This is a genomic window from Streptomyces sp. NPDC051219, from assembly GCF_040682335.1.
Lineage (GTDB): Bacteria > Actinomycetota > Actinomycetes > Streptomycetales > Streptomycetaceae > Streptomyces.
In genome coordinates this window covers 82,563-109,362 of the sequence record NZ_JBFBAS010000015.1, presented here as the reverse complement: position 1 = coordinate 109,362, position 26,800 = coordinate 82,563, and the positions used below count along the sequence as shown (strand labels likewise).

Genomic DNA, 26,800 nt, shown 5'->3' with positions numbered 1-26,800 from the left:
AGGGCTGATACATGACCAGCACCGACACCCGGCTCCAGAAGGTCGTCATCCTGGGAGGCGGCACGGCCGGCTGGATGACCGCCGCGTATCTCGGCAAGGCACTCCAGGGCACCGTCGACATCACCGTGCTGGAGGCACCGACGATTCCGAGAATCGGCGTCGGCGAGGCCACGGTGCCCAACCTGCAGCGGGCCTTCTTCGACTACCTCGGTATCGCCGAGGACGAGTGGATGCGGGAGTGCAACGCCAGCTTCAAGATGGCCGTGCGGTTCGTGAACTGGCGCACCGAAGGCCAGGGCGAAGCCGAGGCACGCGTGCTGTCCGACGGCCGGCCGGACCACTTCTACCACCCGTTCGGCCTGCTTCCGGACTACGACCAGACTCCGCTGTCGCACTACTGGTTCAAGCGCAAGTACGAGGGCCGCACCACCGAGCCGTTCGACTACGCCTGCTTCCGCGAGCCCCCCGTGATGGACGCGATGAAGGCACCGCGCTGGCTCGACGGCCGGTCGGCCACGCGCTACGCCTGGCACTTCGACGCCCAGCTCGTCGCCGACTTCCTGCGCCGCTTCGCCACCGAGAAGCAGGGCGTCAACCACGTCCAGGACGAGATGACGCAGGTCCAGCAGGACGACCGCGGCTATGTCACGGCCCTGCACACGAAGAGCGGGCAGATCCTGGAAGCCGACTTGTTCGTGGACTGCTCGGGCTTCCGCGGTCTGCTGATCAACCAGGCGATGGCGGAGCCGTTCATCGACATGAGCGACCACCTGCTGTGTGACAGCGCGGTCGCCACCGCCGTCCCGCACGACGACGAGGCGGGCGGCGTGGAGCCGTACACCTCGGCGATCGCGATGTCGTCCGGCTGGGCCTGGAAGATCCCGATGCTGGGCCGCTTCGGCACCGGCTACGTGTACTCCAGCAAGTTCACCGACCAGGACGAGGCGACCCGCGAGTTCGCCGAGATGTGGGGTCTCGACCCGGAGGAGACCAAGTTCAACCACATCCGGTTCCGGGTCGGGCGTAACCGCCGGGCCTGGGTGAAGAACGTCGTCAGTATCGGTCTGTCTTCCTGCTTCCTGGAGCCGCTGGAGTCGACCGGCATCTACTTCATCACCGCGGCGATCTACCAGCTGGCCAAGCACTTCCCGGACAGGACGTTCAACGACGGCCTGATCAACAGCTTCAACAACGAGATCGAGGTGATGTTCGACGACACCCGCGACTTCATCCAGGCGCACTTCTTCTACGCGCCGCGCAACGACACACCGTTCTGGCAGGCCAACAAGAAGCTGACGCTCCCCGACAACATCCAGCAGAAGATTTCCGCCTACAAGGCCGGTCTGCCCATCAACTCGCCGATCACCGACGAGTCGACGTACTACGGGAACTTCGAGGCCGAGTTCCGCAACTTCTGGACGAACGGCAGCTATTACTGCATCTTCGCCGGCCTCGGCCTGGTCCCGGACGCGCCGCTGCCCGCGCTCGCCCACAAGCCCGAGTCGGTGGCGGGTGCCGAGCCGCTCTTCGAGGCGGTCAAGCGCCAGCAGCAGAACCTGCTGGAGACGCTGCCCAGTGCGTACGACTACCTGCGGCGGCTGCACAGCGGCGCGTAGGACGAACTACCGTCGCCGTCCCTTCGGGCACGACGACCCCGCCGCCACATCCACGGCCCGGCAGCACGGCTCTCCCGCCGGCTGCCGGGCCGCACTGCTCCAGCGACCCACAGGAGTCAGACATGCCCAACTCCGCGCCGCACCAGGTGCCTTCCGGAGCCGCAGAGACGAACGGAACCGCCGGAACCAATGGAACCACCGGAACCACCGGAACCACCGGAACCACCGGAACCACCGGAACCACCGGGACGAACGGCACGAGCGGAACGAGTGAAACGGCCGGAACCGGCGGGACCAGCGCAACTGCCGGACCCGCCAAGGTCCAACCGGCCGATCTCCGCCCCTTCATGGCCGGCTTCCCCTCCGGGGTCTCGGTCGTCACCACGCTCGACGCCGACGCCTCCCCGCGCGGCATGACCTGCAGTTCGCTGGCGAGCGTGGCACTCGGCCCACCCATCCTGGTGGTGTGCATACGCACGGCGAGCCCCACTCTCGACGTCCTCCTCGCACAAGGTCAGTTCGCTCTCAACCTGCTGCACGAGCGCGCCAGGTCCACCTCGGACCTGTTCGCCTCGGGGGCGCCAGACCGCTTCGAACGTACCGAGTGGCGGCTGCCGCTGGGCGCCGGCGGCCCGCATCTGACCGCCGACGCGCATGCCATCGCGGACTGCACCGTCGTCAAGACCGTCGGCTTCGGGGACCACACGGCGGTCTTCGCCGAGGTGAGCCGCGTGACCGTACGTGAGACGGCGCAGCCGCTGCTCTACGGCCGCCGTCGCTACGCCCGCTGGTCCGACGCCGCGGCGGTCCCGCAGCCGGCCGCGGCAGCGCCGGCCCCTCCGCAGCCCTGCGCGCAGCCGGTGCCGTCGGAAGGAGTCGCCCGTGTCCGCCGCTGATCCGCTGCCCGCACTGCTGGTCGCCGTACCCGTGGTCATCCTCGTCTGCCAGGCGGGTGCGACGCTGTTCCGACGGTTCGGCCAGCCACCCGTGGTCGGCGAGATCGCCACCGGCATTCTGCTCGGGCCGTCGCTGCTCGGCTGGCTGTGGCCGGAGGCCCAGCACTGGCTCTTCCCGGATGCCGTCCTCCCGTTCACCTCGGTACTCGGCCAGCTCGGCCTGCTGTCCTTCATGTTCCTGGTCGGTCTGGAACTGGACCTGGGTGCGCTGCGCGGTCACACCCGGATCGCTGTCGCCGTGAGCCAGGCCGGCATGCTGCTGCCCATGGCGCTCGGCGCGGTGCTGGCGCTCGGGATGTACGGACAGCTCGCCCCCGACGGGGTCGGCCGCCTCCCGTTCGTCCTTTTCATCGCGGTGGCGATGAGCATCACGGCGTTCCCCGTGCTGGCCAGGATCCTCATCGACCGCGGCCTGTACGGCACTCCACTGGGCGCGCTCGCGATGGCCTGCGCCGCCGTGGACGACGTCACCGCCTGGTGCCTGCTGGCCGTGGTGGTCGCGCTCGCCTCGGCCGGCTCCACGATGGACGCCGCCACCACGGCCGGGCTCGCCGTGGCCTTCGCCGCCTTCATGTTGTACGCGGTACGGCCGCTGCTCGCGCGGTGGGCTGCTCGGGCGGACCGGGCCAACGACGCGGTGGTCCTGGTGGCGCTGTTCAGCGGACTGAGTCTGTCGGCCCTGGCCACCGACGCGATCGGGGTGCACGCCCTTTTCGGGGCCTTCCTGTTCGGCGTTGTCACCCCGCGCGGCGCCCAGCGCGTCGAAGTCTCGGCCGCCCGGCTCCGTGCCGTAGCCGTCCCCGTACTGCTGCCGCTGTTCTTCGTCCACACGGGCCTGCGCACGGACATCGAGGTCCTGGCGGCCGACCCGGTGCAGTGGCTCTGGGCGGGCGCGGTCCTCACCGTCGCGGTCCTCGGCAAATGGGGCGGTGCGACGGGGGCGGCCCGCTCCTGCGGCAGGTCCTGGCGGGAGGCCCTGTCGATCGGCGCGCTGATGAACTGCCGTGGACTGACCGAACTGGTGGTCCTCAACATCGGTCTCGAACTCGGAGTCATCGGACCGGAGTTGTTCACCATGCTGGTCCTGATGGCCCTGATCACAACAGCCATCACGTCGCCGGCCGTCAGCCGGCTGCACCCGTCCCCGAGCCCGATGAAGGAATCGCCGGACATCTCACCCGTCGTCATCGGGTCCCGGAGTTGAGCGAACAGCGCGAAGCACCGGACCGGCCCACGGCGGCCTCGCCGTGGGCCGGCCCCCCGGTGTTAGCCGGAGGGTCAGGCCGCCGCCTGGAGCTCCTGCCGTACGGCGATCGCGTTGAGGCGAATCGTGAACGGCGCGACGTCTTCGGCCGTCAGGGACGCGAGTTCCGCCTTCGCCAGCCCGACGGTCACATCGACGCAGAAGGCGATGGCGTACATGAACTCTTCCGTTTCCTCGTCCTGGAGCGCGAACAGCAGGTCGCGGTAGTAACTCGTGCTGTCCGCGGCCTCCCGGTAGAAGGAGAGACCGGGCTCGCCCTCCTGCTCGGCGAGGCCGAGGAAGGCACCGGTCAGCGCGAGTTCGGCCTTGTCCCAGAAGGCGGGGCTGGCGAACGGCTGCGGGAGGGCCTGGCGCACGGCCTCCTTGAGCGAGAGCACCATGACGTGGACCGGGGCGGTCTCCTGGAGGGCCCAGCCGCGGACGATCTTGACGATCGCGCTGTCGGGTATGGTGCCCGCCGCCTCCCGGATGTTGCCGAAGTCGAAGTTCACGGTCGCCGGGGCGATCGCCTGCTGGAACTTCTCGTCGATGCCCTGCGCCTGATCCCGGTGGTGCGGCCCTACCTCGAAGACGGTCTTGAAGCCGGCCTTCTTGGTGGCGACCTGGTCAGCCATAACAACTCCTCGCGGCAGAAGTGATCGCGCCCGGGAGTCAGTATGCCGACCGGCGCCGTCCCCACCCGCCGCGGGCCGCAGGCCCTACCGGCCTGCCGGCCGCTCCGGCCCGGAAGGCAGCGGCTGTTCGGCCCAGATGGTCTTGCCCTCACGGGTGTAGCGGGTGCCCCACCGCTCGGTGAGCTGAGCCACCAGGAAGAGTCCGCGGCCACCCTCGTCGGTGGTGCGGGCCCGGCGGAGGTGCGGCGAGGTGCTGCCCGTGTCGGACACTTCGCAGATGAGGTGGTCGTCACGGATGAGCCGCAGGCTGATCGGCCCGTCACCGTACCGGTAGGCGTTGGTGACCAGCTCACTGACGATCAGCTCTGTGGTGAAGATCATCTCTTCCAGTCCCCACTCGGTGAGCTTCGCCGCCGTCAGCTCCCGTGCCCGGGCAGCGGCCATGGGCTCCATCGGCAACTCCCAGGTGGCCACCAACTCCTCCGCCAGGACGCGGGTGCAGGCGAGGAGCAGTGCCACGTCGTCGGCGACGTCATCGGTCGGCCGGTCCTGGAGCAAGGCGGTCTCCACCGCCCGGCACGTCTGTTCCAACGAGTCGGCGCGCAGGGTCAGCGCCCTGCACAGATCCGCCAGGCTCTCGTCGACGTCCCGCTTGCGTGTCCGGATGAGACCGTCGGTGTAGAGGGCCAGGAGACTGCCTTCGGCCAGCTGCAACTCGGCGGTCTCGAACGGCAGCCCGCCGAGGCCCAGCGGCGGGCCCGCCGGTACCTCGAGGAGGTTCGCCTGTCCGTCCGGAGTCACCGACACCGGCGGCGGGTGGCCGGCGCGGGCAAAGGCGCAGCTGCGCGAAACCGGGTCGTAGATCGCGTACAGACAGGTGGCGCCGACGATTTGAAGGTCCCCGGTCGACTCCTGCTCGGCGGCCAGGCGGTCCACGAGATCGTCGAGGTGGGAGAGGACCTCGTCCGGGGCGAGGTCGAGGTTGGCCAGAGTGTGTACGGCGGTTCGCAGCCGGCCCATGGTGGCCGCCGCGTGTATGCCGTGGCCGACGACGTCGCCGACGACGAGGGCGACCCGAACCCCCGAGAGCGGGATGACGTCGAACCAGTCACCTCCGACGCCGGTCGTGGCGTCGGCGGGCAGGTAGCGGTGGGCGACTTCGACTGCGGGGTGGCTCGGCACCTCGTGCGGGAGCAGGCTGTGCTGCAGGGTGAGCGCCGTGTCGTGCTGCTCGGTGTAGCGGCGCGCGTTGTCGATGCAGACGGCGGCGCGGGAGGCGAACTCCTCGGCGAGCCGGAGGTCGTCCTCCTCGAACGGCTCGAGCCGCCGCCACCGCCAGAGACTGAGCAGTCCGAGTACGAGCCCCCGCGCGACCAGCGGCACGGCCAGCAGCGAGAGATCACCCAGCTTGAGGGCACGTTCCGCACGCTCCGGGTCCGTGGGAAGCCATCCCGTCACGCCTTTCTGATCCGCGTCGAAGACCGGAAGCCGCTGGGCCAGGCACCGTGCTTGGACGCTGTCCGGCGGAATGTGAATCGTGTGGCCCTCGGGATACATGACGTCTTCCGCGTCCTTCAGGATGCTGCGGACCGCCCCCCGGCGCATGGTCGAGAACATCCCCTGGACAGGCTCCTTTCCGCGGCTCACCGGCTCCAGCAGGTCGACGGAGACGCAGTCGGCGAGGTCCGGGACCGCCGCCCCGGCCAGCTCCTGAGCGGTCTGCGCCACGTCCAGCGTGGTCCCGATTCGGGCGCCGGCCTCGCTGAGCAGAGCGAGCCTGCGCCGAGCCCGATGGCGGTCGGTCACGTCCTCGACCGTCTGCGTGACCCCGAGGATTCGTCCGGAGGGGTCCTGCATCCGGAACGCCGAGATCGACACCACCAGCTCGCGGTCGGGGTCGCGCAGCAGACGGCAGGGGATCTCGGCGTCGTACGAGGACCGACCCGTCTCGAGTACCTCCCGCAGCTGCCGCTCCACCTTGTCGGTGTCCTGCTGGACCAGGAAGTCGCCGATCCGCAGCCCGCGTAGCTGTTCGACCTGAATCCCGCTGAATCCCGCGATCGCTCGGTTCACCCGCAGGATGCTGAGGTCGGGGGCGTGGACGGCCAGACCGATCGGGGAGCGGCGGAACAGCCCGTCCAGGACGGAACGGTCCGTCTCCCACTGGACCACCTCTTCGACGGGGGCGGCGACGAGGAACCACTCGGCGCGGGAGTCTTCCCTCGCGATCACCCGGGCACGGCACCCGAACTGCACACGACGGCCGCTGCGGTGCCGGACGGGCACGACCCCGAACCATCCCCCGTCGCGGACACATGCCGCCACCGAGTCCATCACGACGCCGTGGTCGTCGGGATCGACCAGGAGAGCGAGCGCCGTGCGCCCGAGCGCCTCCTGACGCGAGTAGCCGAGCAACTGCTCGGCCCGCTCGCTCCAGCCGACCACTGTCCCCCGGTCGTCCAGTACCGCCGAGGCCGCGCGCCGCACCGCGAAGGGGTCGTCCGGGCTCTCGCTGAACGTAGTCATCGGTGTGTCCATCGCTACCACCGTTGCCCTTGTGCCTTCCGATGCGGACCACTCGCGCGGTGCCGCTCGGGGTCGGTCCTCACCGAGCGGTGACGACGCGGACTTCTGGCGAGGAGCACCGCTACGTCGTCCCGGGGTGCGGGGGGCAGCAGTCGGCCGAGGATGCGGTCGCAGATGTCCTCCAACGGGTGGTCGAGGTGCAGCAGCGCCTGGGCGAGCTGTTGCATGCCCTGGTCGAGGTCTCTGTCGCGGGCCTCGATGAGGCCGTCGGTGTACAGCACCAGCAGACTGCCGGCGGGCAGCGCCACCCGCTCGCTCCGGAAGTCCTGCCCGCCCGCGCCCAGGGGCGTACCCGAAGGGCCGTCGAGGAACTTGACCGTCCCCCGGGCGTCCGCCACGGCCGGGGGTGGATGGCCTGCCCGGGCGATCAGGCAGTCGCCGGCAGCCGCGTCGTGGACCGCGTAGACACATGTCGCCATTTCGTTCTCACCCAGGTCGGCCACGGCGGCGTCCAGCGAGCGGAGCATTCGAGCCGGGGGAATGTCGTGCCGTGCCAGCGTTCGGACCGCTGTCCGCAGTTGTCCCATGACGGCCGCCGCATGGATTCCGTGCCCCATGACGTCTCCGATGACCAGTCCGGTCCTGCCGCCGGACAGGGTGATGGCGTCGAACCAGTCGCCGCCGACCTCGTGGTCGCTGGCAGGGAGGTAGCGCCCGGTGAGTTCCAGGCCGGGCACTTCGGGCAGCGCGCTGTTCGACAGGCTGCGCTGCAGGGTGAGTGCCGCCCGCCGCTGACTCGTGTACATCCGCGCGTTGTCGATGTTCAGGGCCGCTCGGGAGACCAGCTCGTCGATGAGCACGCTGTCCTGCTCGTCGAACCGGCCACGGCTGCGGGTACGCGTCAGCACCACGGCGCCGAGCACCTTGCCACGTGCGACCATCGGGACGAGTCGCGCTCCGCCCAGCGTGCCGAGATACGTACGCAGTCGCTCGGCGTGCGGATCGGTGATCAACGCCGGGATGTCGGCCTGGTAGAGGTTCATGGGGCGCCCATCGGCCATGATCTGCTCGTACACCGAACCGAGCGGGACCTGGAAGGTCATGCCCACCGCCAGTGTCGCGGTGGGGGCGGACGGGTCCGGGAAGGCGGCCGCGAGACGGCGCACCACCCCGTGGGTGGATGCGGCGGCCTCATCGGGCTCGAGCACCTCTGCCAGCACTTGTACGTCGGCCGAGTCGGCCAGCCGGGGTACCAGCACCTGCACCACTTCCTCGGCGGTCTGCCGCAGGTCCAAGGTGGTCCCTATCCGCGTACCGGCCTCGGCCAGCAGGGCGAGGCGCTGCCGCGCCCGTTCCGCCTCGGCGTGCGCCCGCTGTCCGTCGGTGATGTCGATCAGCGAAGCGATCAGACCCAGCTTCCGGCCGGCGCTGTCGAGCAGCGGAGCACAGGAGCAGGACCAGGTCCGCTCGTGATGGGGGTCGGCCGGAGTGCGACCGGTGCCGCGCACGTCGACCACCGCCTCACCGCGATCCAGAGCCTGCAGCATCACGGTCTCCAGCGCGGCGGCGTTGATCCCCGGCGCCACCTCGGCCGGCCGCCGGCCGAGGTGGTCGGCGGCGGATACGCCGTTCATCCTCGCCAGCGCGTCGTTGACCCGCAGGAAACGCAGATCCGGGTCGAGCATGCCCAGACCGATGGGGGACTGGGTGAACAGACCTTCCAGGGCGGCCAGCGAATCCCGCATCTCCAGTACGGCGGAAGCCTTCACGGCGATGGTCAGGATGCCCGTTCCCCCCTGCTGGTCCACCGCCGGGCAGATCCACATCTCCATCGGAACGACGTGCCCGTCACGGTGCCGCACGGGAAGCGACCCGACTATCGCCTCACCGGCCAGGACCTTCTGTGCCAGCTGTTCGGCCGCCCCCCAGTTGTGCTCGGGGACCAGGATCGGAACGCCGTCCCGCCCCAGCACCTCCCCCGGCAGGTAACCGAGCAAGTCCTGGGCGGCGAGCGACCACTCCACGATGCGCCCTTGCGCATCCTGCCTCCAGAGTGCGACCGGAAGCAGGTCGCGGAGCACACTCGCGTATCCGACCGCCGACAGGGGCTGATGCGGCACATCACTCGTCGACTCGTGTGTGTCCAACTCAACGACCTAACCTCGGGGCGTAGGGCGCTCCGCCGGCCTCCCGGGCGATCTTCCGATCTTGGATACCTTCCTATCAAATCACCCTATCCGAGGCACTGGGGTGGGCAAACAAAGCGATGCGGCGGTCGGCCGCACACGCCCGCCATGGGCCACGCGCACGTGGGATCACTGGTTCGCCACCTGGACCGCTGCCTGCCGCGCAGGTCCCTCCAGCACCTCGTCCTCCTCGCCGGTCCGCAGTACTTCCGTGGCGTGAGGGGGCACCAGGGCCGGGGTGCCGCGACGGATCGAACGCGCCGCGGCGTCAAGGACGTCGGCGGACGCGCCCAGCAGTTCCCGCGCCCGGACCCGTCCCGGCCTTCCGCCGGAGCCCGACCCGCGGGTCGCCGAGAGAGCCGACGACGGGGCGGATGCGTTCGGCCAGGCCGTGCAGGACGGCAGGCCGGCTGCGCGCCTGGGACGGCGTGATGGCGGCGGCGTCCCGCGTCCGCATCAGCCGCACCGCGACGCGGTCATGGTGGCGCTGCCCTCGTTGACTTTGCCTGCTTTGCATGACTTTCACCCATACGGGTGGCGCATCCACAGGCACGGCCGTAGCGTCGGTTCAGAGCACCCGCTCGGTGTACGCGGAGGGCCAGGTGGGCCCGAAAAGAGCCGCTGGGGAGCCGACATGCAGAAACACAAGGTGAAGACAGCGGTCATGCTGTGTGCCGCTACAGCGCTCGCAGCAGCAGGAGTGCCGACCTCCGCATCCGCGTCCCCAGGGGCACCCACTCCCGCTGACGTGGTGGCCGTCGACTGCTTCTCGAATCCGCAGATACGCCCGGGCGACTTCTTGCTCGCCTGCGGGGACGGCAACAACCGCCTCACCACACTCCGATGGTCCGACTGGGGGCCGACGGCCGCTGTGGGCACGGGAGTCGACATGGTGAACGACTGTCAGCCCTACTGCGCCGCGGGCAAGTTCCACTCCTACCCAGTGACGGTCAAGCTCGACCGCCCGGAGACCTGGGAAAAGCGTCCTGAGCTGCAGCATTTCACCCGGATACAACTCGTCTACACCGACGACAAGCCGCAGCGGACGCCGCAGGAAGTGACTTACCCACTCTGGGACTGACGATTCCCTGGCGGGCCGGCGAGTCCTCTCTCCCTGTTCGGCCCATGTTCGGCGCCGGGTGCGTCCGGCGGTGGCTCGCGTTCGTGCCGGGCAACGCGCCGCCTCGCGCCTGGCACCGCCGCGGTGAGGGGTCGCTCGTAAGGTGAGGTACGTGATCGTTCGCGAGGGCGCGGTGACCGCGCGCGTCGGCCGGCGACCCGGCTATCCGGCTGCGGCAGTGGTGTTCGCCATCGGAATGGCCGGGACCACCCTCCCCACACCGCTGTACGGGCTCTACCAGGATCAGATCGGGTTCTCCGAGCTGATGGTGACCGTTGTCTTCGCCGTGTACGCCGTCGCGGTCATCACCGTGCTGCTGGTCGCGGGAAACTATTCGGACCAGGTCGGCCGCAGACCTGTGATCCTGAGCGCCATGGCTTTGTCGGCGGCGAGCGCCGGCTGCTTCCTCCTGCAGAGTGGTCTGCCTCTGCTCTTCGCGGGGCGGCTGCTGTCGGGCTTCGCGGCCGGTCTGCTGAGCGGCGCGGCGACAGCGGCCGTCATCGAGCTGGCCGGTCCTGGGCAGAAGGCGCGGGCGGAGTTCGCCGCCACCGCGGCGAACATGGGTGGGCTGGGGTGCGGGCCACTGCTCTCCGGGCTGCTCGCGCAGTATGCGCCGAGGCCGCTGATGCTGCCGTTCTGGGTCCACCTGGGGTTGCTGGTGGTGGCCTCTGCGATCACCTGGTTTCTGCCGGAGACCGTGGCGAAACCGAAGCGATGGCCGCCGTTGACGCCGCAGGGAGTGACGGTGCCCCCGGAGGTGAAGGGCGTGTTCGCGCCGGCGGCGCTGGCGGCATTCGCCGGCTTCGCGCTTCTCGGGCTCTTCACGGCGGTCGCGCCGAGCTTCGCCTCACAGACGCTCGGTGTGCAGAACCTGGCCGTCTCGGGCGCGATCGTGTTCTCCGTGTTCCTCGCTTCGACCCTCGGACAGTCCTTGACCCAAAGGGTCGGCGCGCCCCTCGCCCTCCCCGTGGGGTGCGCCATCCTCGTCGTGGGCCTGGTCCTGGTGGCGTCGTCACTGATCGCCGAGTCCCTGGTCCTGCTCGTCCTGGGTGCCCTGACCGGCGGCATCGGCCAGGGACTCGCTTTTCGCGCGGCCCTCACCCTGGTCAGCGGCGCGGCCCCGGCAGAGCGTCGTGGCGGCACCATTTCGGCGTTCTTCGTCGTCGCCTACACCGGGATCTCCCTGCCGGTGGTCGGTGTCGGCGCCATGGCCACCTGGCTCGGACTGCGCCAAGCCGGGCTGATTTTCACAGGCTGCGTGATGCTGCTGGCGGCGGGCGCGGGAGCGTACGCTGCGCGCAGGCCGCCGGCGGGGTAGCGGGGCGCCGTGAGGGACCCGCTACCCGCTGGTCTCGGCCAGAGGCCGCCGGTCATGCCCTGAGCTGCGGGTAGAGGTTGGTGATGTCGCCGGACAGGGCGGCCTTGGTCTGACGGGAGGTCTCGTCGGCGAGCACCTCGAACGCGCCCTCCTCGATCCCGTCCAGCGCCGCCTTGGCGATGTCGGCCGGCTTCGACTTGGGCTGGGTCACCGCCGCGGTCAGGTCGGTGTCGACGTACCCCATGTGCAGGCCCGTCACGCCGATGCCGCGGTCCAGCAGCTCGAGCCGAATGGCATTGGTCTGCAGCCAGAAGGCGGCCTTGGTGGCGGAGTACGCGCCATGCCAGGCGACCCATGAAAGTGCCGAGTGAGCGTTCAGGATGTGACCGCCCCCGTTGCGCTCGATCACCGGGACGAAGGCCCGGGTCACATTGAGCGGGCCGAAGAAGTTGGTCTCGAAGACGTTCCGGATGTCCTCGATCGGCGCGTCCAGGTAGGTGTCCGGGGAGCCGGCGCCGGCGTTGTTGACCAGCACCGTGACGTCGGGTGCGGCCGCCACCAGCGCCTCGATCGAGGCCGGGTCGGTGACCTCCAGAGCCAGCGGTACGACGCGGGCGTCGGTGCTCGGCTGCGGGGTTCGCGCGGTGGCGTAGACCTTCTTCACGCCACGGGTGAGAAGGTCGTCCACGATTGCCTTGCCGATGCCGCGGCTGCCGCCCGTGACGAGTACGACGGCGCCTTCGAGATTGGTCACTTCGACTCCAGAAGAACCTTGGAAACTGATCGGTTTTCATGACAGTAAACCGATCGGTTTCCGAATGCAAGCCGAGCCGGTACCCTCGATGACATGACGACCTCGGCGACACCACGCGAGCGACTGCTGACCGCGGCGGGCGAACTCTTCTACCGCCATGGCATGAGCATCGGGGTGGATGCGCTGTGCAAGGCCGCCGGGATCTCGAAGAAGTCCATGTACCAGTTGTTCCGGTCCAAGGAGGAGGTGATCGCGGAGAGCCTCGCCGGCCGCGGCCCGGCGTACCAGGTTGCGCTGCTACCGGGCCCGGACGACGAGCGGTCGCCGCGCGAGCGCATCCTCACCGTGTTCGAGCGGCAGGAACGGATGGCTGCCGAGGGCAACTTCCTCGGCTGCCCGTTCGTGAGTGCAGCGGTGGAGTTGAAGGACCCCGAGCATCCGGGCAGCGTGGTCGCGCGCCACTTCAAGGAGCACCTGACCGACTTTTTCCGGACCGAGCTCGTTTCCGCCGAGGCCGAGGATCCGGAAACCCTGGCCGTGCAACTGACGATCGTGTTCGATGGCGCGAGCGCCCGGGCAGTGGTACGAGCCCAGGCGCTCGCCGGCATCGGCATGGTCACGGCGGCGGCCCTGCTGGATGCTGCCGGGGTCAAACAGACGGTGCAAGCGGGCCGGGCCGACTAGTGGCTGTTGGTCGGTCTCTCAGTTGCCTGATTGGCAGGAGGCGTTCTCCCGGGCAGGGCCGACCGGCACGTCATGCTCTTCGAGCGGTGGTGTGATGGGCAGGCAGACCTCGAACCTCGTGTCGCCGGGCTGTGAGTGCGCCCGGATGTCGCCGTGGTGCTTGTTGACCACGATCCGGTAGGAGATGTCGAGTCCCAAGCCGGTTCCCTCGCCGACCGGTCTGGTCGTGAAGAACGGTTCGAAGATCCGCGGGCGGATTTCCGGCGGGATGCCGTGTCCCGTGTCCTGCACCTCCACAACGATGCGGTCACCGTCGCGCCGGGTCGCGAGGGTGAGGGTTCCCCCTCCATCCATCGCCCCGAGCGCGTTGTCGATGAGATTCGTCCACACCTGGTTGAGCTCCGCGCCGTACGCCGGGATCGGTGGCAGGCCGCGGTCGTAGTGCTTCACCACGTTCACGCCGGACGGGATCTTGGCCTGCAGCATCACGAGTGTGGCGTCTAGGAGTTCGTGGACGTCGACCGGCTGCTGGGCGGCGCGGTCGAGCTGCGAGTACTGGCGTGCGGCATCGACGAGGCCCGAGATGCGGGTGACCGCCTCCTCGATCTCACCCATCAGCAGCTCGGAGTCGATGGTGTAGGCGAGCCAGCGCACTGCGGATTCCCGGTGCTCCTCACCCACCGCGGAAGTGGCTTCGGAGAGCCATGTCGCGTCGATGCCACCCGCGACGAGCGTGGGCGCGATGTCCCAGCCCTGGTCGATACCGTGATCCTCGAGCCAGTCGGCGAGTTCGTCCTCGGCGTCGGATACCTCGATGGCCGAGAGCGTGCGCTCGCCGGTGGCCCGCGTAATGGCCGCGTCCTGCATGGCGACCAGCTGGTGCAGACGACTGCCGTCGAGGCGGCCGTCGGCGAGGAGGGCGAGCTTGTGGCGCATTCCTGTCACACGGCTGCGCAGGGAGTCGGTGGCGCGTACGGCCGCTGCCGCGGGGTTGTTGAGCTCGTGGGTGAAGCCTGCGGTCAAGGAGCCGAGCGCAACCAGCCGCTCCCGCTCGCCCAGGATCGTGTTGGTGGCGCGGGTGCCGAAAAAGAGGCCTTCGAGCAGGTGGAGGGCCATGGGGAACCAAGTGCGGACGGCGTGGGCGAACTCGTCTGCGGGCAGGACGAACACCTCGACGTCGGTGATGGCTCGCAGCGTGTTGGGGTAGACCTGGTCCACCCGGTCTCCGAGATAGGCCTGCGTGGCGCCGGCGTAGACGCCGATCTGATCCGTGCGGCTGACTTCGATGTCGTCGCCGTGAAGGCGGCGCAGGAGGGCCACGGTGCCGCCGAGCAGCACGAAGAAGCAGGTCGCGGGCTCGCCTTCGGAGTAGACGGCAGCTCCGCCCTGCCGGGTCTCGACCCGGCCACGCTCCGCAAGCCAATCGAGCTGGGTGCTGTCGAGGGACTCGAAGAGAAACAACCCGCGCAGCTCGGCGGGGGTGAGCATGGTGCGCTCGCTCCGAGGGTTCATTGCGCCTCCAGGTAGCGGTGTACCAAGGAGACGGCCATGGCCCCCTCCCCCACGGCGGAGGCGACCCGCTTGACCGACTCGGCGCGTACGTCTCCGGCGGCGAAGACGCCCGGCAAGCTGGTTTCGAGGTGGTAGGGATCCCGGGACAGCGGCCACCCGGCGGGGCGGGCCCCGCCGGACAGCAGGTCGGGGCCGGTCAGGACGAATCCCCGCGCGCTGCGGGAGATGACGCCGTCCAGCCATCCGCCAGCTGGGCCCCCGACACCCCGTCGGGGAACCCGAGATAGTTCTCGATCCGGCTGCTTTGGCCGGCCTGCCCACCTGTCGCGCTGCGTTCCACCAGTACGGTGCGTAGTCCCTCGGAGGCCGCGTAGACGGCGGTCCCGAGTCCTGCGGGGCCCGCACCGATCACCACGACGTCATAGAAGTCGGCGGCGGGGGTGGTGGTCAGGCCCACGTGAGCGGCGAGTTCGGCCTCGCTCGGCGCCTGCAACGTCCTGCCGTCGGCAGTGATCACGAGCGGCACGTCTTCCGCGGTGAGTCCCGCCGCTTCCAGCAGCCGCATGCCCTCCGGTTCGTCCGCGGCGAGCCAGCGATAGGGGACGAGGTTGCGGGCGAGGAATTCCCGTACGGCGAACGACGGTGCCGACCAACGGTGGCCGACGATCCGCGTCTCCCCGGCCTCTTCGTGGGGCTTTGCCGCCCACAACTCCAGCAGCCCGTCCAGGACGGGGTAGAGGTTCTCCTCGGGCGGGCTCCAGGGCTTGAGCAGGTAGTGGTCGAGGTCGACCAGGTTGATGGCGTCGATGGCCGCGCCCGTGTCGGCGTAGGCGGTCAGGAGTACCCGCCCGGCCAGGGGGAAGAGGTCCATGGCCGCCTCGAGGAACTGCACTCCGTTCATCGTCGGCATGCGGTAGTCGGCGATCATCACGGCAAGCGGCTCGCCTCGCAGCTTGACCTCCCGCAGAGCGTCCAGGGCTTCTGCGCCGGAAGGCGCGCGGAGCACCCGATACCGGTCGCCGTACCGGCGCCGGAGGTCGCGGGCGATGGCTCGCGACACGCCCGGATCGTCATCGACGGTCAGGATCGACGGCTTCGCCATGCCCTCCATCATGCTCTCCACCAGGCACGTACGCGATGAGGTACCGGAAGCAGCCTGCGGTGCTCCCGGCCGGCCGGGCTGCCCTTGAACGGCGAGCGTGCCGTTCTCCGATCCCGGACCGCGGCCGCGAAGGCCGACCGGAGCAGCGGGCAGGCGCAGGCGGTCCGGCAGGGAATACACCACGGTGATTTACGATTCAATAAAAATCATATGGCGCCGACCGGACGGGAGAGTCACATGGGCACCTCGGGCGCAACGATGTGTGAGCTGGGACTCCTCGACACCACTGGCATCCTGCGCCAGCCCTGGGTGAGCCCGGACCGGACCAGCTCAGGTCTGGGCTGGGAACACGTGTACGTCTCCACTCAGCGGGAACGGCCGTATCACGCCACATTCGATGCTGCACCCACCCACTTGCTGATCCTGCACCTGGGCGGCCCCGTGACCGTCCGGCGCCGAATCAGCCAGTCGATGCGGGCCCAGCGGATTCCGGCCGGGGGGATCTTCCTCCACCCCGCGGGCCGCGAGCTGGACGTGGAGCTCCAAGGGGGACTCGACACCGTCCACCTGTACCTCAGCGACTCTGTCCTCCAGGAAGCGCAGGGTGAGGGCGGGAAAGTGGAACTCGTCGAAGAACTGGGCAGCTCCGATCCGCTGATCGAGCAACTCGTCCTGGCTCTGGACGGTGTCGTGCGGCGCCGGGAGCCCTCCGCCCGTACCTACGTGGATCACCTTGTCGGCACGCTCGCTGCTCAGCTTGCCCGCGCACACGCCGGCCGGCCCGTCGACCGCGACAGCGCGTCGTCAGGACTGACCAGCCGGCAGCTCACGTCCGCACGCGAGTTGATGGAGACTCGGATCTCCGAGCCGCTGCCCGTCGCCGAGCTGGCCTCGGCCACCGGTCTGAGTGCGAGCCAGTTCAGCAGGCAGTTCAGAGCCAGCACTGGGAAGTCACCCCACCAGTTCCTGCTCCAACTGCGGCTGGACCACGCACGTCGGCTGCTGCGCACCACGACGCTGCCCATCGCCGACCTGGCCGCCCACTGCGGCTTCTCCCACCAGGAGCACCTGACACGCGTGATGCGCGCCAAGCTGGGCACAACCCCTGCTGCCTTCCGTCGTGCGGGCTGACCTTCGATTCCGCGGCCCACGCCGCCGCATTCACTCCTGCCCCGCCCACCGCATGCGCCCCCTACATCCGCCGTCCGGTGTGGCTCACATCCGTGCACCGCCCCTCTCACGACCAATGGCGCCGCCCCGATCCGGCAGGAAGTACGCGCGAAACGTGCAGGAAACGGAACGTCCACGGCCCCGACACTCGGTGGCAGACATCCAAGGACCCACGGCGCACGCGAAGGCGGAACGCGATGAGGAACTTCGTTCACACCTCCCACCCCTCGCGGGTCGTTTTCGGCACCGGAACGGTCGGCCGGGTCCGCGACGAAGTCGAGCGGCTCGGCTGTTCCCGCGTCCTTCTCCTGTCCAGCCCGCCGGTGGCCACGGCCGCCGCCCGAGTGCGTGATGTCCTCGGGGACCTCACAGTGGCGGAGTTCGACGGTGCCGCGATGCACACTCCGGTGGAGGTCACCGAGCGAGCGCTTGACGTACTCCGGGAGCACTCCGCCGACTGTCTGGTGGCTGTCGGCGGCGGTTCCACGACAGGGCTGGCCAAAGCACTGGCGCTGCGCACCGATCTGCCGCAGCTGATCCTTCCCACCACATACGCGGGCTCCGAGGTCACCCCCGTGCTGGGCGAGACGCAAGCCGGACGCAAGACCACAGTCTCCTCGCCCGCGATTCTCCCCGAGACCGTCGTCTACGACGTCGAGTTCACCCGGGGCCTGCCGGTGGACATGTCGGTCACCAGCGGAGTCAACGCCCTGGCCCACGCCGTGGAGGCCTTGTACTCACCGCAGGCGAACCCGGTGATCGACGCCATGGCACTCGACGCGGTCGGCAGGATCGCCCGCGCCCTGCCGGCTCTCGTCGCCGAGCCGTCCGACACCGCGGCACGAGCCGACCTTCTGCATGCCGCATGGCTGGCCGGTACCTGCCTCGCCTCCGTCGGCATGGGGCTGCACCACAAGCTGTGCCACACGCTGGGCGGTACGTTCGGCCTGCCGCACGCCGAAACACACACGGTGATCCTGCCGCACGCCATGGCCTACAACGCCCCTGCCGCCCGGGACGTCATGAACCGCATCGCCGAGGCACTCGGCGTGGCAGACGCACCGAGCGGGGTGTTCGACCTGATCGCCTCCGTGGGAGGCCCCACCTCGCTGGGCGAACTGGGCCTGGCGGAAGCGGATCTGCCGGAGGCCGCGCGGCTGGCCACCGCCACGCCGTACCCCAACCCCCGGGAGCTGACGTCGGACGGCATCGAGAGTCTGCTGCGTGATGCCTGGCGGGGCCGCCGTCCGGCAGTTCCCGCGGTGCAGGCCCCCTCGGCACTCGGGGCGGCTGCGGACCTGGAGCGCCTGACCGATCAGGTGGTGGCGAGCTTCGCCGACGCACCTGATCCGCGGGTCGGGCAGCTGCTCGGTGACCTCGTACGGCACCTGCATCACTTCGTGACGAACAACGATGTCACCGAATCCGAGTGGCAGCACGCCATCGACTTCCTGACCCGTACCGGGCAGATCTGCACGAGCACCCGCCAGGAGTTCGTGTTGCTGTCCGACACGCTCGGGGTCTCCAGCATCGTCGACCTGCTCACCAATTCGCGCACCCCCGAGACCACACCGTCAGCGGTGCTCGGGCCGTTCTACACGGACGGTCCCCCGGAGACCGCACACGGCGCCGACATCTCGCAGGGCGTCGCCGGCACTCCGTTGTGGGCCGACATCCGCGTCACCGACGCGGACGGCCGCCCCCTGCCGGACGCCGTCGTGGATGTGTGGCAGGCCAACAAGGACGGGTTCTACGACGTCCAGCTGCCCGAGTGCGAAGGCCCGGTGCTGCGGGGGCGCCTGCGCACTGACGAGCAGGGACGGCTGCGCTTCTGGACGACCCTGCCGGCCGAGTATCCGATCCCGGACGACGGGCCGGTGGGACAGATGCTCCAGGCCGTCAACCGTCATCCCTACCGTGCCCCCCACCTCCACTTCATGATCTCCGCAGCCGGCCACCGGCGCCTGGTCACCCAGTTGTTCGTGAAGGGCGGGCGCTACATGGACTCCGACACCGTGTTCGGAGTCAAGGAGGGCCTGGTCGTCGACTTCGAACCCCGCGTCGGACTGCCCCCGGACGGCCGCGCGATCGACGGGGACTGGCGCAGCCTGCAGTTCACCTTCCGCATCGCCCGCATCGCCGAACCGGCTCGCTGATCAGGAGCAGTCTCATGGAATCAACCCACACCTACGACACCGACGTCCTTGTGGTCGGCAGTGGCCCCGCCGGTGGATCCGCGGCGCTGCTCCTGGCCACCTACGGAATTCGCACCCTGCTCGTCACCAAGTACGGCTGGCTGGCCAACACTCCCCGCGCGCACATCACCAACCAGCGCACCATGGAGGTGCTGCGCGACCTCGATGTGGACGCCGAAGCCGCCGCGGTCGGCAGCCCCGCCGAGCTCATGGGCGACACCGTCCTGTGCACCGCACTGGCCGGCGAGGAGATCGGCCGGATCCGCAGCTGGGGCACCGGCCCGCACGCGGCTGCCGAGTACGGTGCCGCCAGCCCCGCGCAGATGATCGACCTTCCGCAGACTCTTCTGGAACCGATCCTGGTGAACAACGCCGCGGCGCGGGGAGCCAAGGTCCGCTTCGACACCGAGTTCCTCAGCCTGGAACAGGACGCCGACGGCGTCACCGCCCGGCTCCGGGACCGGGTACGCGGAGACGAGTTCACCGTACGGGCCCGCTATCTGATCGGTGCGGACGGCGGCCGCAGCAGGGTGGCGGAGCAGATCGGGCTGCCGATCGCCGGGCAGAGCGGCAAGGCCGGCAGCATGAACATCACGTTCAAGGCCGACCTGTCCCGGTATGTGGCCCACCGCCCGAGCGTTCTGTACTGGGTGTTGCGTCCGGGCGCCCACATGGGCGGCATCGGCATGGGCCTGGTGCGCATGGTGCGGCCCTGGAACGAGTGGCTGCTGGTGTGGGGATACGACATCGACGAGTCCCCGCCCCAGATGGACGAGGCGGCAGCCCGGGACATCGTCCACGACCTCATCGGCGACCGGGACATTCCCGTCGAGATCACGTCGAGCTCGCTGTGGACGGTCAACCACAGCTACGCCACGACGTACTCGGCCGGGCGTGTCTTCTGCGCCGGAGACGCGGTGCACCGGCACCCGCCGTCCAACGGTCTCGGTTCCAACACCTCGATCCAGGACTCGTACAACCTGGCCTGGAAGCTCGCCATGGTCATCCGTGGTCAGGCCGGGCCAGGGCTCCTGGACACCTACACCGCGGAGCGGGCACCGGTCGGCAATCAGATCGTCGATCGCGCCAACCTGAGCCGCGACCAGTTCGGCCCCATCTTCCGGGCCCTGGGCGTCGACGGGTACAGCGAGGAGGACGACATCGCGGACGGCCTCGCCGCGTGCCGCAGCGAGACGGCCGACGGCACCAAGCGGCGGCAGGCGCTGGAGGAAGCCATCCAGCTGAAGAACTACGAGTTCAACGCCCATGGTGTCGAGATGAACCAGCGCTATGTCTCCTCCGCGGTCATCCAGGACGCCGACCCCGCCGAGGTGTGGGCAGGGGACCCGGAGCTGATCCACCAGCCCACCACCCGTCCCGGCGCCAAACTGCCGCACGCCTGGCTCGTCGACAGCAACGGCCACCGCCTGTCCACGCTGGACGTCGTCGGGAAGGGAACCTTCACTCTGGTGACCGGGCCGTCCGGTGGCGTGTGGGAGGCCGCCGCGGCCGCCTGCGAGCACACCCTGGGGGTGCCTCTGAAGTGCGCGCGCATCGGCGGCGAGAACAGCCGCGACGCATACGGCGAGTGGCGCCGGATATCCGAGGTGGCCGAGGACGCTTGCCTGCTCGTCCGCCCGGACGGATACATCGCCTGGCGTTCCGCTGCGGCGCCGGAGACCGACTCCTCGGCCTGCGCCGAGCTGCTCGGCGCGTTGAGGACCGTGCTCCAGTGCTGACGGCACGGCACAGGCCTCACGCGGGATCACACGAACCAAGGCTGACACGGCGATCTGCCGGACACGAACGGAGTGCGGTGCACATGGACAAGGTGGTTGCCACCGCCGAGGAGGCGCTGGCCGGCGTCATGGACGGAGCGTCGTTGGCCGTGGGCGGCTTCGGCCTCAGCGGTGTCCCCAATGTGCTGGTCCAGGCGCTGTACGCGACCGGCGCGAGCGGGCTGAGCGTGGTGTCGAACAACTGCGGCGTGGACGGCGGCGGCCTCGGCATCCTCCTCGCCGCGGGTCGCATCGCCCGTGTCACCGGCTCATACGTCGGCGACAACAAGGAGTTCGCCCGCCAGTACCTCTCCGGGGAGCTGCTGGTCGAGCTGACGCCGCAGGGCACGCTCGCCGAGCGCCTGCGGGCCGGCGGCTGCGGCATTCCCGCCTTCTTCACCCCCGCCGGTGTCGGCACCCAGGTCGCCGAGGGCGGCCTGCCCTGGCGCTACGCACCTGACGGCACCGTGGCAGTCGCCTCACCGCCCAAGGAAATACGCGAGTTCGACGGCCGGCATTACGTGCTCGAGCACGGCATCACCACCGACTTCGCACTCGTCCGCGCCGCCAAGGGCGACCGCCACGGCAATCTCGTCTTCCACCGCTCGGCCCGCAACTTCAACCCGCTCGCCGCCATGGCCGGCCGCGTCACCGTCGCCGAAGTGGAGCAGCTGGTCGAGCCCGGTGAGCTGGACCCGGACGAGATCCATCTCCCCGGCGTCTTCGTCCAGCGAGTGGTCGAACTGACGCCGGAGCAGGCCGCGGACAAGCAGATCGAACGGCGCACTGTTTCCGCGCCTCCGGCACGAAGGACGGTGCGGCGCTGATGCCATGGACCAGGGACGAGATGGCCGCACGCGCGGCGGCCGAGATCCAGGACGGCGACTACGTGAACCTCGGCATCGGACTGCCCACGCTGGTACCCGAGCACATCCCTGAAGGAGTGCATGTGGTGCTCCAGTCGGAGAACGGCATTCTCGGTGTCGGCCCGTACCCGGTCGACGCAGACGTGGACCCGGACCTCATCAACGCGGGCAAGGAGACGGTCACGGTGCTGCCGGGCGCGAGCTTCTTCGACTCGTCACTGTCCTTCGGGATGATCCGAGGCGGTCACATCGACGCCGCGATTCTGGGGGCCATGCAGGTCTCCGCCGCCGGGGACCTCGCCAACTGGATGATCCCGGGCAAGATGGTGAAGGGCATGGGCGGTGCGATGGATCTCATCCACGGCGCCCGGCGGGTGATCGTCGTGATGGACCACTGCGCCAAGGACGGCAGTCCGAAGGTCGTCGGGGCCTGCACCCTGCCCCTGACCGGCAGGGCATGCGTCGACCGCATCATCACCGACCTCGGCGTCCTGGACGTCACCGAGGACGGTCTCGTCCTCGTCGAGACGGCTCCCGGCGTCAGCGCGGACGACGTGGTCAGCCGTACCGCCGCGCCCGTACGAGTGCCTGACCCCGTCGGCTGACCACGGTCGGCCCACCCCCTGATCGCCCGCCGGCCGGATTCCTCCAGGACAGCGCCCCGGACCGGCGGGCCAACATCACACACCCCCCGTTTTCCCTCTCCATCACAAAGGAGTCCCGATGAACGAGCGCCTGCGGGACGTTTACGTCGTCGACGCCGTCCGTACACCGATCGGCCGCTATGGCGGGGCGCTGTCCTCAGTGCGCCCCGACGACCTCGCCGCAGGCGTGCTGCGCGGTCTGCTCGACCGTAGCCCCGCCCTGGATCCAGCCCTCATCGGCGACGTGCTCTTCGGAAACTCCAACGGCGCCGGGGAGGAGAACCGCGATGTCGCCCGCATGGCCGTCCTGCTGGCGGGCCTGCCCGTCACGGTCCCCGGAGCCACCGTCAACCGGCTGTGCGGCTCGGGGATGGAGGCCGTCATCCAGGCCGCCCGTGCAGTGGCGCTCGGCGATGCCTCCATCGCTGTAGCGGGCGGAGTGGAGTCCATGAGCCGCGCTCCGTGGGTGCTGCCCAAACCGGAACGGGCCTTCCCGGTCGGCAACCAGCAGCTGTACTCCACCACCCTGGGCTGGAGGATGGTCAACCCGCGCATGCCCGAGGAATGGACCATCCCGCTCGGCGAGAGCGCCGAGCTGATCGCCGACAAGTACGGAATCACCCGCGAAGCCCAGGACGTCTTCGCGCTCGCCAGTCACGAGAAGGCCTCGCGGGCGTGGAAGGACGGTGCTTACGACGCCGAGGTGGTTCCCGTCGACGGTGTCGACCTGCCCCGCGACGAGGGAATCCGGGACGACACATCCCTCGAGGCGCTGGCCCGCCTCAAGCCCGTCTTCCTTGAGGGCGGTACGGTCACGGCCGGCAACGCCTCGCCCCTCAACGACGGCGCGGCAGCCCTGCTGCTGGCCGACGAGGCCGGGCTGGCCGAGATCGGTCGTGAGCCGCTGGCCAGGATCCGGGCCGGCGCCGTGACCGGGATCGAGCCGCAGTACTTCGGTCTCGGCCCGGTGGAAGCCATCCGCAAGGCCCTGACGAAGGCCGGGCGCGACTTCGGCGACCTGCACACCGTCGAGCTCAACGAGGCATACGCCGCCCAGGCGTTGGGCTGCCTCGCGGCCCTGCCCGACCTCGACTCCGATGTCCTCAACCCGAGGGGCGGAGCCATCGCCCTCGGACATCCCCTCGGCGCCTCCGGCGCCCGCATCACCGGAGCAGTCGCCCACCAGCTCGCCGAAGCGGGTTCGGGCACGGGTCTGGCCGCGCTGTGCATCGGTGTCGGACAGGCCCTGGCCCTGGTCCTCGAGCGCTGAGTTACGCCCTGCGGTCGGCGACCCGCGTCATGGCGGTGGCCGCGTTGTGGGCGCGGTGGGCATCCAGGTGGCCGCGTGGGGCCAGATCGGCGAGACCGGTCCGACGGCCGACACCAGGTGCGAACGCCAGGTCGTGGAGGTAACGGCTGGACAAGGTGCCCGACAGCCCCAGCGGCGATTAACGGGTCGCGTCCGCCCGCCGGGGCCCACGGCAGGTCGAGCTGGGCGTGACCAGCACCGGCACCGGACCGTGCTGACTGGCGAGGCGCAAGCCGGTCCATCCAATGTCCGGCGGCTGCGTTCTCAAGACCTACAGCTCCCCTCAGAACCTGCGACGCCGTGGCGTTACCAGATGCGGCGCAGGCGTTACCAGGTGCGGCCGGCCTGGAGTAGATGGTCGCGGACGAGGGCGACGTGGGGGTTGTCGGCGGAACCGGGGCGCTGGACGAGGTAGCCGGTGTTGATCGGGGCGTCCTCGGGGTCGTGCAGCGGCACGAGGGCGCCGGAGGCGAGCTCGGCAACGCACAGATACCGGGGCAACACGGTGAAGCCGGCGCCCGCGGTGACCGCGGACAGCACGCCGCGCAGGTCGGGGACGGTGACGGCGGCCTGGCAGGTGAGGCGCCGGCCGAAGACGTGCCGCCAGTAGCGGCGGGCGATGGGCAGGTCCTCGGCGTAGGTGACCAGGGGGATGCCGTGCAGCGCCGCGGGGCCGTCGTCGGCGACCGGTACAGCCACAGCCACGTCGCAACTTTGCAGGTGACTGCAGGAGGCGGTCGTACGTCAGGGGGTGGGGATGCCGCCGGGGCGCCGGGTTGGGCGCCCGAATCGTACAGGGACCCCCGGCGAGTACAGCACGCTCACGGGCTCGCCGACCGGTTTGGGCAGTCCTGCCGCGGCCACCAGGTCCTCGTTGCACTCGATGAGATCGGCGCGGTGCAGCGGCCAGCGCGGGTGGGTGTTGGGGAGGTACATCGGCCGTCCGAAGAAGGCGCTGTGCATGCCCCAGCGGGCGGTCAGGAAGTGTTCGAGCTCGGTGGGGTCCTGGACGCGGTCGCCGACCCGGATGGCGATCCGGCTGTGCGCGCCCCGCGGTCCGGGCCAGCGTCGGGTGCTGGTGTACGTGATGGTGGTGCCGTCGTAGCGGATGGCCATCCGTGACCAGAAGTACGGGAGCCGGAAGGCGGCTCGCCCCACCGCCACCGGTACGAGGCGGGAGGCGTCGAGCGAGCGGAAGACCACGCCGCGGCGTCCGTGGGCATCCACCGAGTAGAGGCGGACGTTGGTCTCGGGAAACGTGCCCAGGTACGGGACGCCGGGGAGGCGGAACCATCCGACGCGGTGCATCCGGAAGGCGACGAGGCCGACGTACGTAACCCCGTCCAGGGTGTCCGGTACGGTCCCGGCCGGCAGCAGCGGAGCGACGTCGGCCGGGTCGGCGGCCCAGTGGATGAAGGCCAGGTCGAGCCACGACTGGGTGAGCAGAGGGTTCGCCGCGGAGCGGGGCGGATCAGCCGTTATGGGTTCCGGTTCAGCGGCGAGCGGCGTGAGCGACACAGCGCCAGGATCCCACAGCCCCATTGCGGCAGGACCCGCCCCCTCTTGATCGGCATCCCGGACGCAGCGATCGGCCCATTGCCCGGCCGGCTCCGTCAAACCGGGCTGCCGCGGCCCCGAAGGCCAGCAGCCGCGGCGCCAGGACCGCCCGCTCCACCGACTGATTCCTTTCCGCTGCACCGATCACGTATCGCGGCCAAAGCGCAGCTGGGAGGGGTTTCGACGGCTGAGCGCGCCCCGGCGAGAGCGGATGCCGCCTTCCCGCCGGTTCATTGGATTTCCAATGCCGACTATTGGATGCCCTATTGGATACCTGTGGGTGACCGGCCTAGCTTCGAGGACATCGCCGCACTGACGATCTGAATCCAAAGCGTCAGCGCTCGCAGAGCGTCTGACCGTGCGGCGGACCGACCACCTTCAGGCCCGCCAGGGGCCCGCATCCCCGGAGAAGCGCATTATGTCGAAGATCCTTTTCGTGATGACCGGCGCCGACCACTGGACTCTCGCGGACGGCACGCGGCACCCGACCGGTTTCTGGGCCGAGGAGGCCGTCGCCCCGTACGAGGCGTTCAAGGCCGCGGGCCACGAGATCGTGGTCGCCACCCCGGGCGGCGTCGTCCCGACGCTGGACAAGGGGAGCCTGGCTCCGCCATGGGCGTGTCCCGGTCGGCGGTCTACCAGTACGTCCGCAGCGAGGACGACGCTTTCCGCCAGCTCGCCGGGCGCCTGCACATCCAGGCGCTGGAGCGGGCCGGGAGGCGGCCGCGGCCGAGGAAGCCCCGTACGCCGAGCGTATCCGGGGCGTCCTGGCCGCCAAGCTCGACCTGGTCCTCCAGCTCGCCGGGACTCCCCGCACACCGCCGAACTCCTGGACGCCCAAGCCCGCCTGTTCGGCAGCGTCTGCACCGCGTTCACCGCCGACCTGCGCCGCCTGCTGATCGGCCTGTTCACCGAGGCGGGCACCGCGGGCGGCACCGAGCCCGCCGAAGCGGCCGACATCTGCATCGCCCTGGTCATCGGCCTGGAATCCGTCGCCGACGGCCGGCGGCTGCTCGCCCCGGCAACCGATGTCCTCGTGGACGGGCTGCTGAGGTGCAGGGCTCAGCCGTGGTCGGTCCGCCGGTCGAGGACGTCGAGGACGAACTCGCACCAGCGGATGTTCTCCTGCTCGAACGCGATGCCGCGCGCGAGGGTGAGGTAGGGACCGACCCGGTCGGCCGTGGCGAGGAAGTCCGTCTCGGTGCTCCCGGCGAGCAGACGGTCCCGGAGGCGTTCGTACCGCTTGAACTTGGTCTCGGCGACTTCCTGCTTGTTCCGAACCGCGCGGCGCACCGCCTCGGCATCACCGGCCTCGAGCGACTGGACCTGTACCAGCAGCTCGTCGCGGATCGCAATCGGCTTGGGCCGTTGGGTGGTGTAGCCGTGCAGCTCGGCGCGGCCGGCTTCGGTCAGCGAGAACAGCCGTTTGTTGGGCCGCCGTTCCTGTGCGATGACGCGCGCCGACACCAGACCCTGGCCTTCCATCTTCTCCAGCTCGCGGTAGATCTGCTGGGGCGTCGAGGTCCAGAAGTTGGCCACGGAGGCATCGAAGCCCTTTGCCAGGTCGTAACCGGAAGCCTCTCCCTCAAGGAGGGCAGCCAAGATCGCGTTGCGCAGCGCCATGGCCTC

21 protein-coding genes and 3 pseudogenes are annotated in these 26,800 nt (G+C 69.7%); 13 read left to right on the top strand and 11 right to left on the bottom strand.

Annotated elements, in window-relative coordinates; all coding sequences use genetic code 11:
* Window positions 1–11: 11 nt before the first annotated feature.
* The 3 genes from AB0M62_RS19130 (at window position 12) to AB0M62_RS19120 (ending at window position 3,776) form a co-directional block, all read left to right on the top strand.
* On the top strand, window positions 12–1,616 hold the full coding sequence (locus AB0M62_RS19130; protein WP_366075400.1) for a tryptophan halogenase family protein: 1,605 nt from the start codon (window positions 12–14) through the stop codon (window positions 1,614–1,616).
* A 122-nt stretch (window positions 1,617–1,738) separates the two neighbouring features.
* Window positions 1,739–2,512 carry a flavin reductase family protein gene (locus AB0M62_RS19125; protein WP_366075399.1) on the top strand — a complete coding sequence of 258 codons (774 nt, stop codon included), beginning with the start codon at window positions 1,739–1,741 and terminating at the stop codon, window positions 2,510–2,512.
* Window positions 2,499–3,776 carry a cation:proton antiporter gene (locus AB0M62_RS19120; protein WP_366075398.1) on the top strand — a complete coding sequence of 426 codons (1,278 nt, stop codon included), beginning with the start codon at window positions 2,499–2,501 and terminating at the stop codon, window positions 3,774–3,776. Before AB0M62_RS19125 ends, AB0M62_RS19120 begins: the two co-directional genes overlap by 14 nt.
* 74 nt (window positions 3,777–3,850) lie before the next feature.
* Here AB0M62_RS19120 and AB0M62_RS19115 read toward each other — a convergent pair whose 3' ends face one another.
* From AB0M62_RS19115 to AB0M62_RS19100, 4 genes and pseudogenes are all read right to left on the bottom strand, one after another.
* Window positions 3,851–4,450 carry a Type-2Aa cytolytic delta-endotoxin gene (locus tag AB0M62_RS19115; protein ID WP_366075396.1) on the bottom strand — a complete coding sequence of 200 codons (600 nt, stop codon included), beginning with the start codon at window positions 4,448–4,450 and terminating at the stop codon, window positions 3,851–3,853.
* A gap of 84 nt (window positions 4,451–4,534) precedes the next feature.
* A complete protein-coding gene (locus AB0M62_RS19110) occupies window positions 4,535–6,988 on the bottom strand; it encodes a SpoIIE family protein phosphatase (RefSeq protein ID WP_366075395.1) in 2,454 nt (817 codons plus the stop codon).
* 2 nt (window positions 6,989–6,990) lie between these two features.
* Window positions 6,991–9,123, bottom strand: coding sequence for a SpoIIE family protein phosphatase (locus AB0M62_RS19105; RefSeq protein ID WP_366075394.1), 2,133 nt, complete (start codon window positions 9,121–9,123; stop codon window positions 6,991–6,993).
* A 180-nt stretch (window positions 9,124–9,303) separates the two neighbouring features.
* Window positions 9,304–9,622: pseudogene (locus AB0M62_RS19100) on the bottom strand (FUSC family protein); the annotation flags it as partial.
* Between the two features lie 174 nt (window positions 9,623–9,796).
* Here AB0M62_RS19100 and AB0M62_RS19095 point away from each other — a divergent pair.
* A complete protein-coding gene (locus AB0M62_RS19095; RefSeq protein WP_366075393.1) occupies window positions 9,797–10,243 on the top strand; it encodes a hypothetical protein in 447 nt (148 codons plus the stop codon).
* Window positions 10,244–10,397: 154 nt separating this feature from the next.
* A complete protein-coding gene (locus AB0M62_RS19090) occupies window positions 10,398–11,600 on the top strand; it encodes an MFS transporter (RefSeq protein WP_366075451.1) in 1,203 nt (400 codons plus the stop codon).
* Window positions 11,601–11,652: 52 nt separating this feature from the next.
* Here AB0M62_RS19090 and AB0M62_RS19085 read toward each other — a convergent pair whose 3' ends face one another.
* Window positions 11,653–12,354 (bottom strand): SDR family oxidoreductase, encoded by a 702-nt coding sequence (locus AB0M62_RS19085; RefSeq protein ID WP_366075392.1) that lies wholly within the window; start codon window positions 12,352–12,354, stop codon window positions 11,653–11,655.
* Between the two features lie 93 nt (window positions 12,355–12,447).
* On the opposite strand from AB0M62_RS19085, the gene AB0M62_RS19080 reads away from it, so the two are divergent.
* On the top strand, window positions 12,448–13,038 hold the full coding sequence (locus AB0M62_RS19080; RefSeq protein WP_366075391.1) for a TetR/AcrR family transcriptional regulator: 591 nt from the start codon (window positions 12,448–12,450) through the stop codon (window positions 13,036–13,038).
* Between the two features lie 18 nt (window positions 13,039–13,056).
* Here AB0M62_RS19080 and AB0M62_RS19075 read toward each other — a convergent pair whose 3' ends face one another.
* Complete coding sequence (locus tag AB0M62_RS19075; protein ID WP_366075390.1) at window positions 13,057–14,550, bottom strand: ATP-binding protein; 1,494 nt, start codon at window positions 14,548–14,550, stop codon at window positions 13,057–13,059.
* Window positions 14,547–15,664, bottom strand: a pseudogene (locus AB0M62_RS19070) (FAD-dependent oxidoreductase). Before AB0M62_RS19070 ends, AB0M62_RS19075 begins: the two are co-directional and overlap by 4 nt.
* Before the next feature lie 225 nt (window positions 15,665–15,889).
* On the opposite strand from AB0M62_RS19070, the gene AB0M62_RS19065 reads away from it, so the two are divergent.
* From AB0M62_RS19065 to AB0M62_RS19040, 6 genes are all read left to right on the top strand, one after another.
* Window positions 15,890–16,783 carry an AraC family transcriptional regulator gene (locus AB0M62_RS19065; protein ID WP_366075389.1) on the top strand — a complete coding sequence of 298 codons (894 nt, stop codon included), beginning with the start codon at window positions 15,890–15,892 and terminating at the stop codon, window positions 16,781–16,783.
* 236 nt (window positions 16,784–17,019) lie between these two features.
* Window positions 17,020–18,978 (top strand): maleylacetate reductase and hydroxyquinol 1,2-dioxygenase domain-containing protein, encoded by a 1,959-nt coding sequence (locus AB0M62_RS19060; protein WP_366075388.1) that lies wholly within the window; start codon window positions 17,020–17,022, stop codon window positions 18,976–18,978.
* Window positions 18,979–18,992: 14 nt separating this feature from the next.
* Window positions 18,993–20,756: an FAD-dependent monooxygenase gene (locus AB0M62_RS19055; RefSeq protein WP_366075385.1), complete on the top strand. Its 1,764-nt coding sequence runs from the start codon at window positions 18,993–18,995 to the stop codon at window positions 20,754–20,756.
* Window positions 20,757–20,839: 83 nt separating this feature from the next.
* Window positions 20,840–21,622, top strand: coding sequence for a CoA transferase subunit A (locus AB0M62_RS19050; protein WP_366075384.1), 783 nt, complete (start codon window positions 20,840–20,842; stop codon window positions 21,620–21,622).
* Window positions 21,622–22,266: a CoA transferase subunit B gene (locus tag AB0M62_RS19045; RefSeq protein WP_366075383.1), complete on the top strand. Its 645-nt coding sequence runs from the start codon at window positions 21,622–21,624 to the stop codon at window positions 22,264–22,266. The genes AB0M62_RS19050 and AB0M62_RS19045 overlap by 1 nt, the downstream gene beginning before the upstream one ends.
* Window positions 22,267–22,384: 118 nt before the next feature.
* The gene (locus AB0M62_RS19040) at window positions 22,385–23,575 is read left to right on the top strand and encodes an acetyl-CoA C-acyltransferase (RefSeq protein WP_366075382.1); all 1,191 of its coding nucleotides are present in this window, start codon (window positions 22,385–22,387) and stop codon (window positions 23,573–23,575) included.
* A gap of 1 nt (window position 23,576) precedes the next feature.
* Here AB0M62_RS19040 and AB0M62_RS19035 read toward each other — a convergent pair whose 3' ends face one another.
* From AB0M62_RS19035 to AB0M62_RS19025, 3 genes and pseudogenes are all read right to left on the bottom strand, one after another.
* Window positions 23,577–23,729 (bottom strand): hypothetical protein, encoded by a 153-nt coding sequence (locus tag AB0M62_RS19035; RefSeq protein ID WP_366075381.1) that lies wholly within the window; start codon window positions 23,727–23,729, stop codon window positions 23,577–23,579.
* 212 nt (window positions 23,730–23,941) lie between these two features.
* Window positions 23,942–24,292: pseudogene (locus AB0M62_RS19030) on the bottom strand (LysR substrate-binding domain-containing protein); the annotation flags it as partial.
* Between the two features lie 66 nt (window positions 24,293–24,358).
* Window positions 24,359–25,132, bottom strand: coding sequence for a DUF2071 domain-containing protein (locus tag AB0M62_RS19025; protein WP_366075380.1), 774 nt, complete (start codon window positions 25,130–25,132; stop codon window positions 24,359–24,361).
* A 457-nt stretch (window positions 25,133–25,589) separates the two neighbouring features.
* On the opposite strand from AB0M62_RS19025, the gene AB0M62_RS19020 reads away from it, so the two are divergent.
* Complete coding sequence (locus tag AB0M62_RS19020; RefSeq protein WP_366075379.1) at window positions 25,590–26,333, top strand: hypothetical protein; 744 nt, start codon at window positions 25,590–25,592, stop codon at window positions 26,331–26,333.
* Here AB0M62_RS19020 and AB0M62_RS19015 read toward each other — a convergent pair.
* The gene (locus tag AB0M62_RS19015; RefSeq protein WP_366075378.1) at window positions 26,234–26,794 is read right to left on the bottom strand and encodes a PadR family transcriptional regulator; all 561 of its coding nucleotides are present in this window, start codon (window positions 26,792–26,794) and stop codon (window positions 26,234–26,236) included. The genes AB0M62_RS19020 and AB0M62_RS19015 overlap by 100 nt on opposite strands.
* Between the last annotated feature and the right edge of the window lie 6 nt (window positions 26,795–26,800).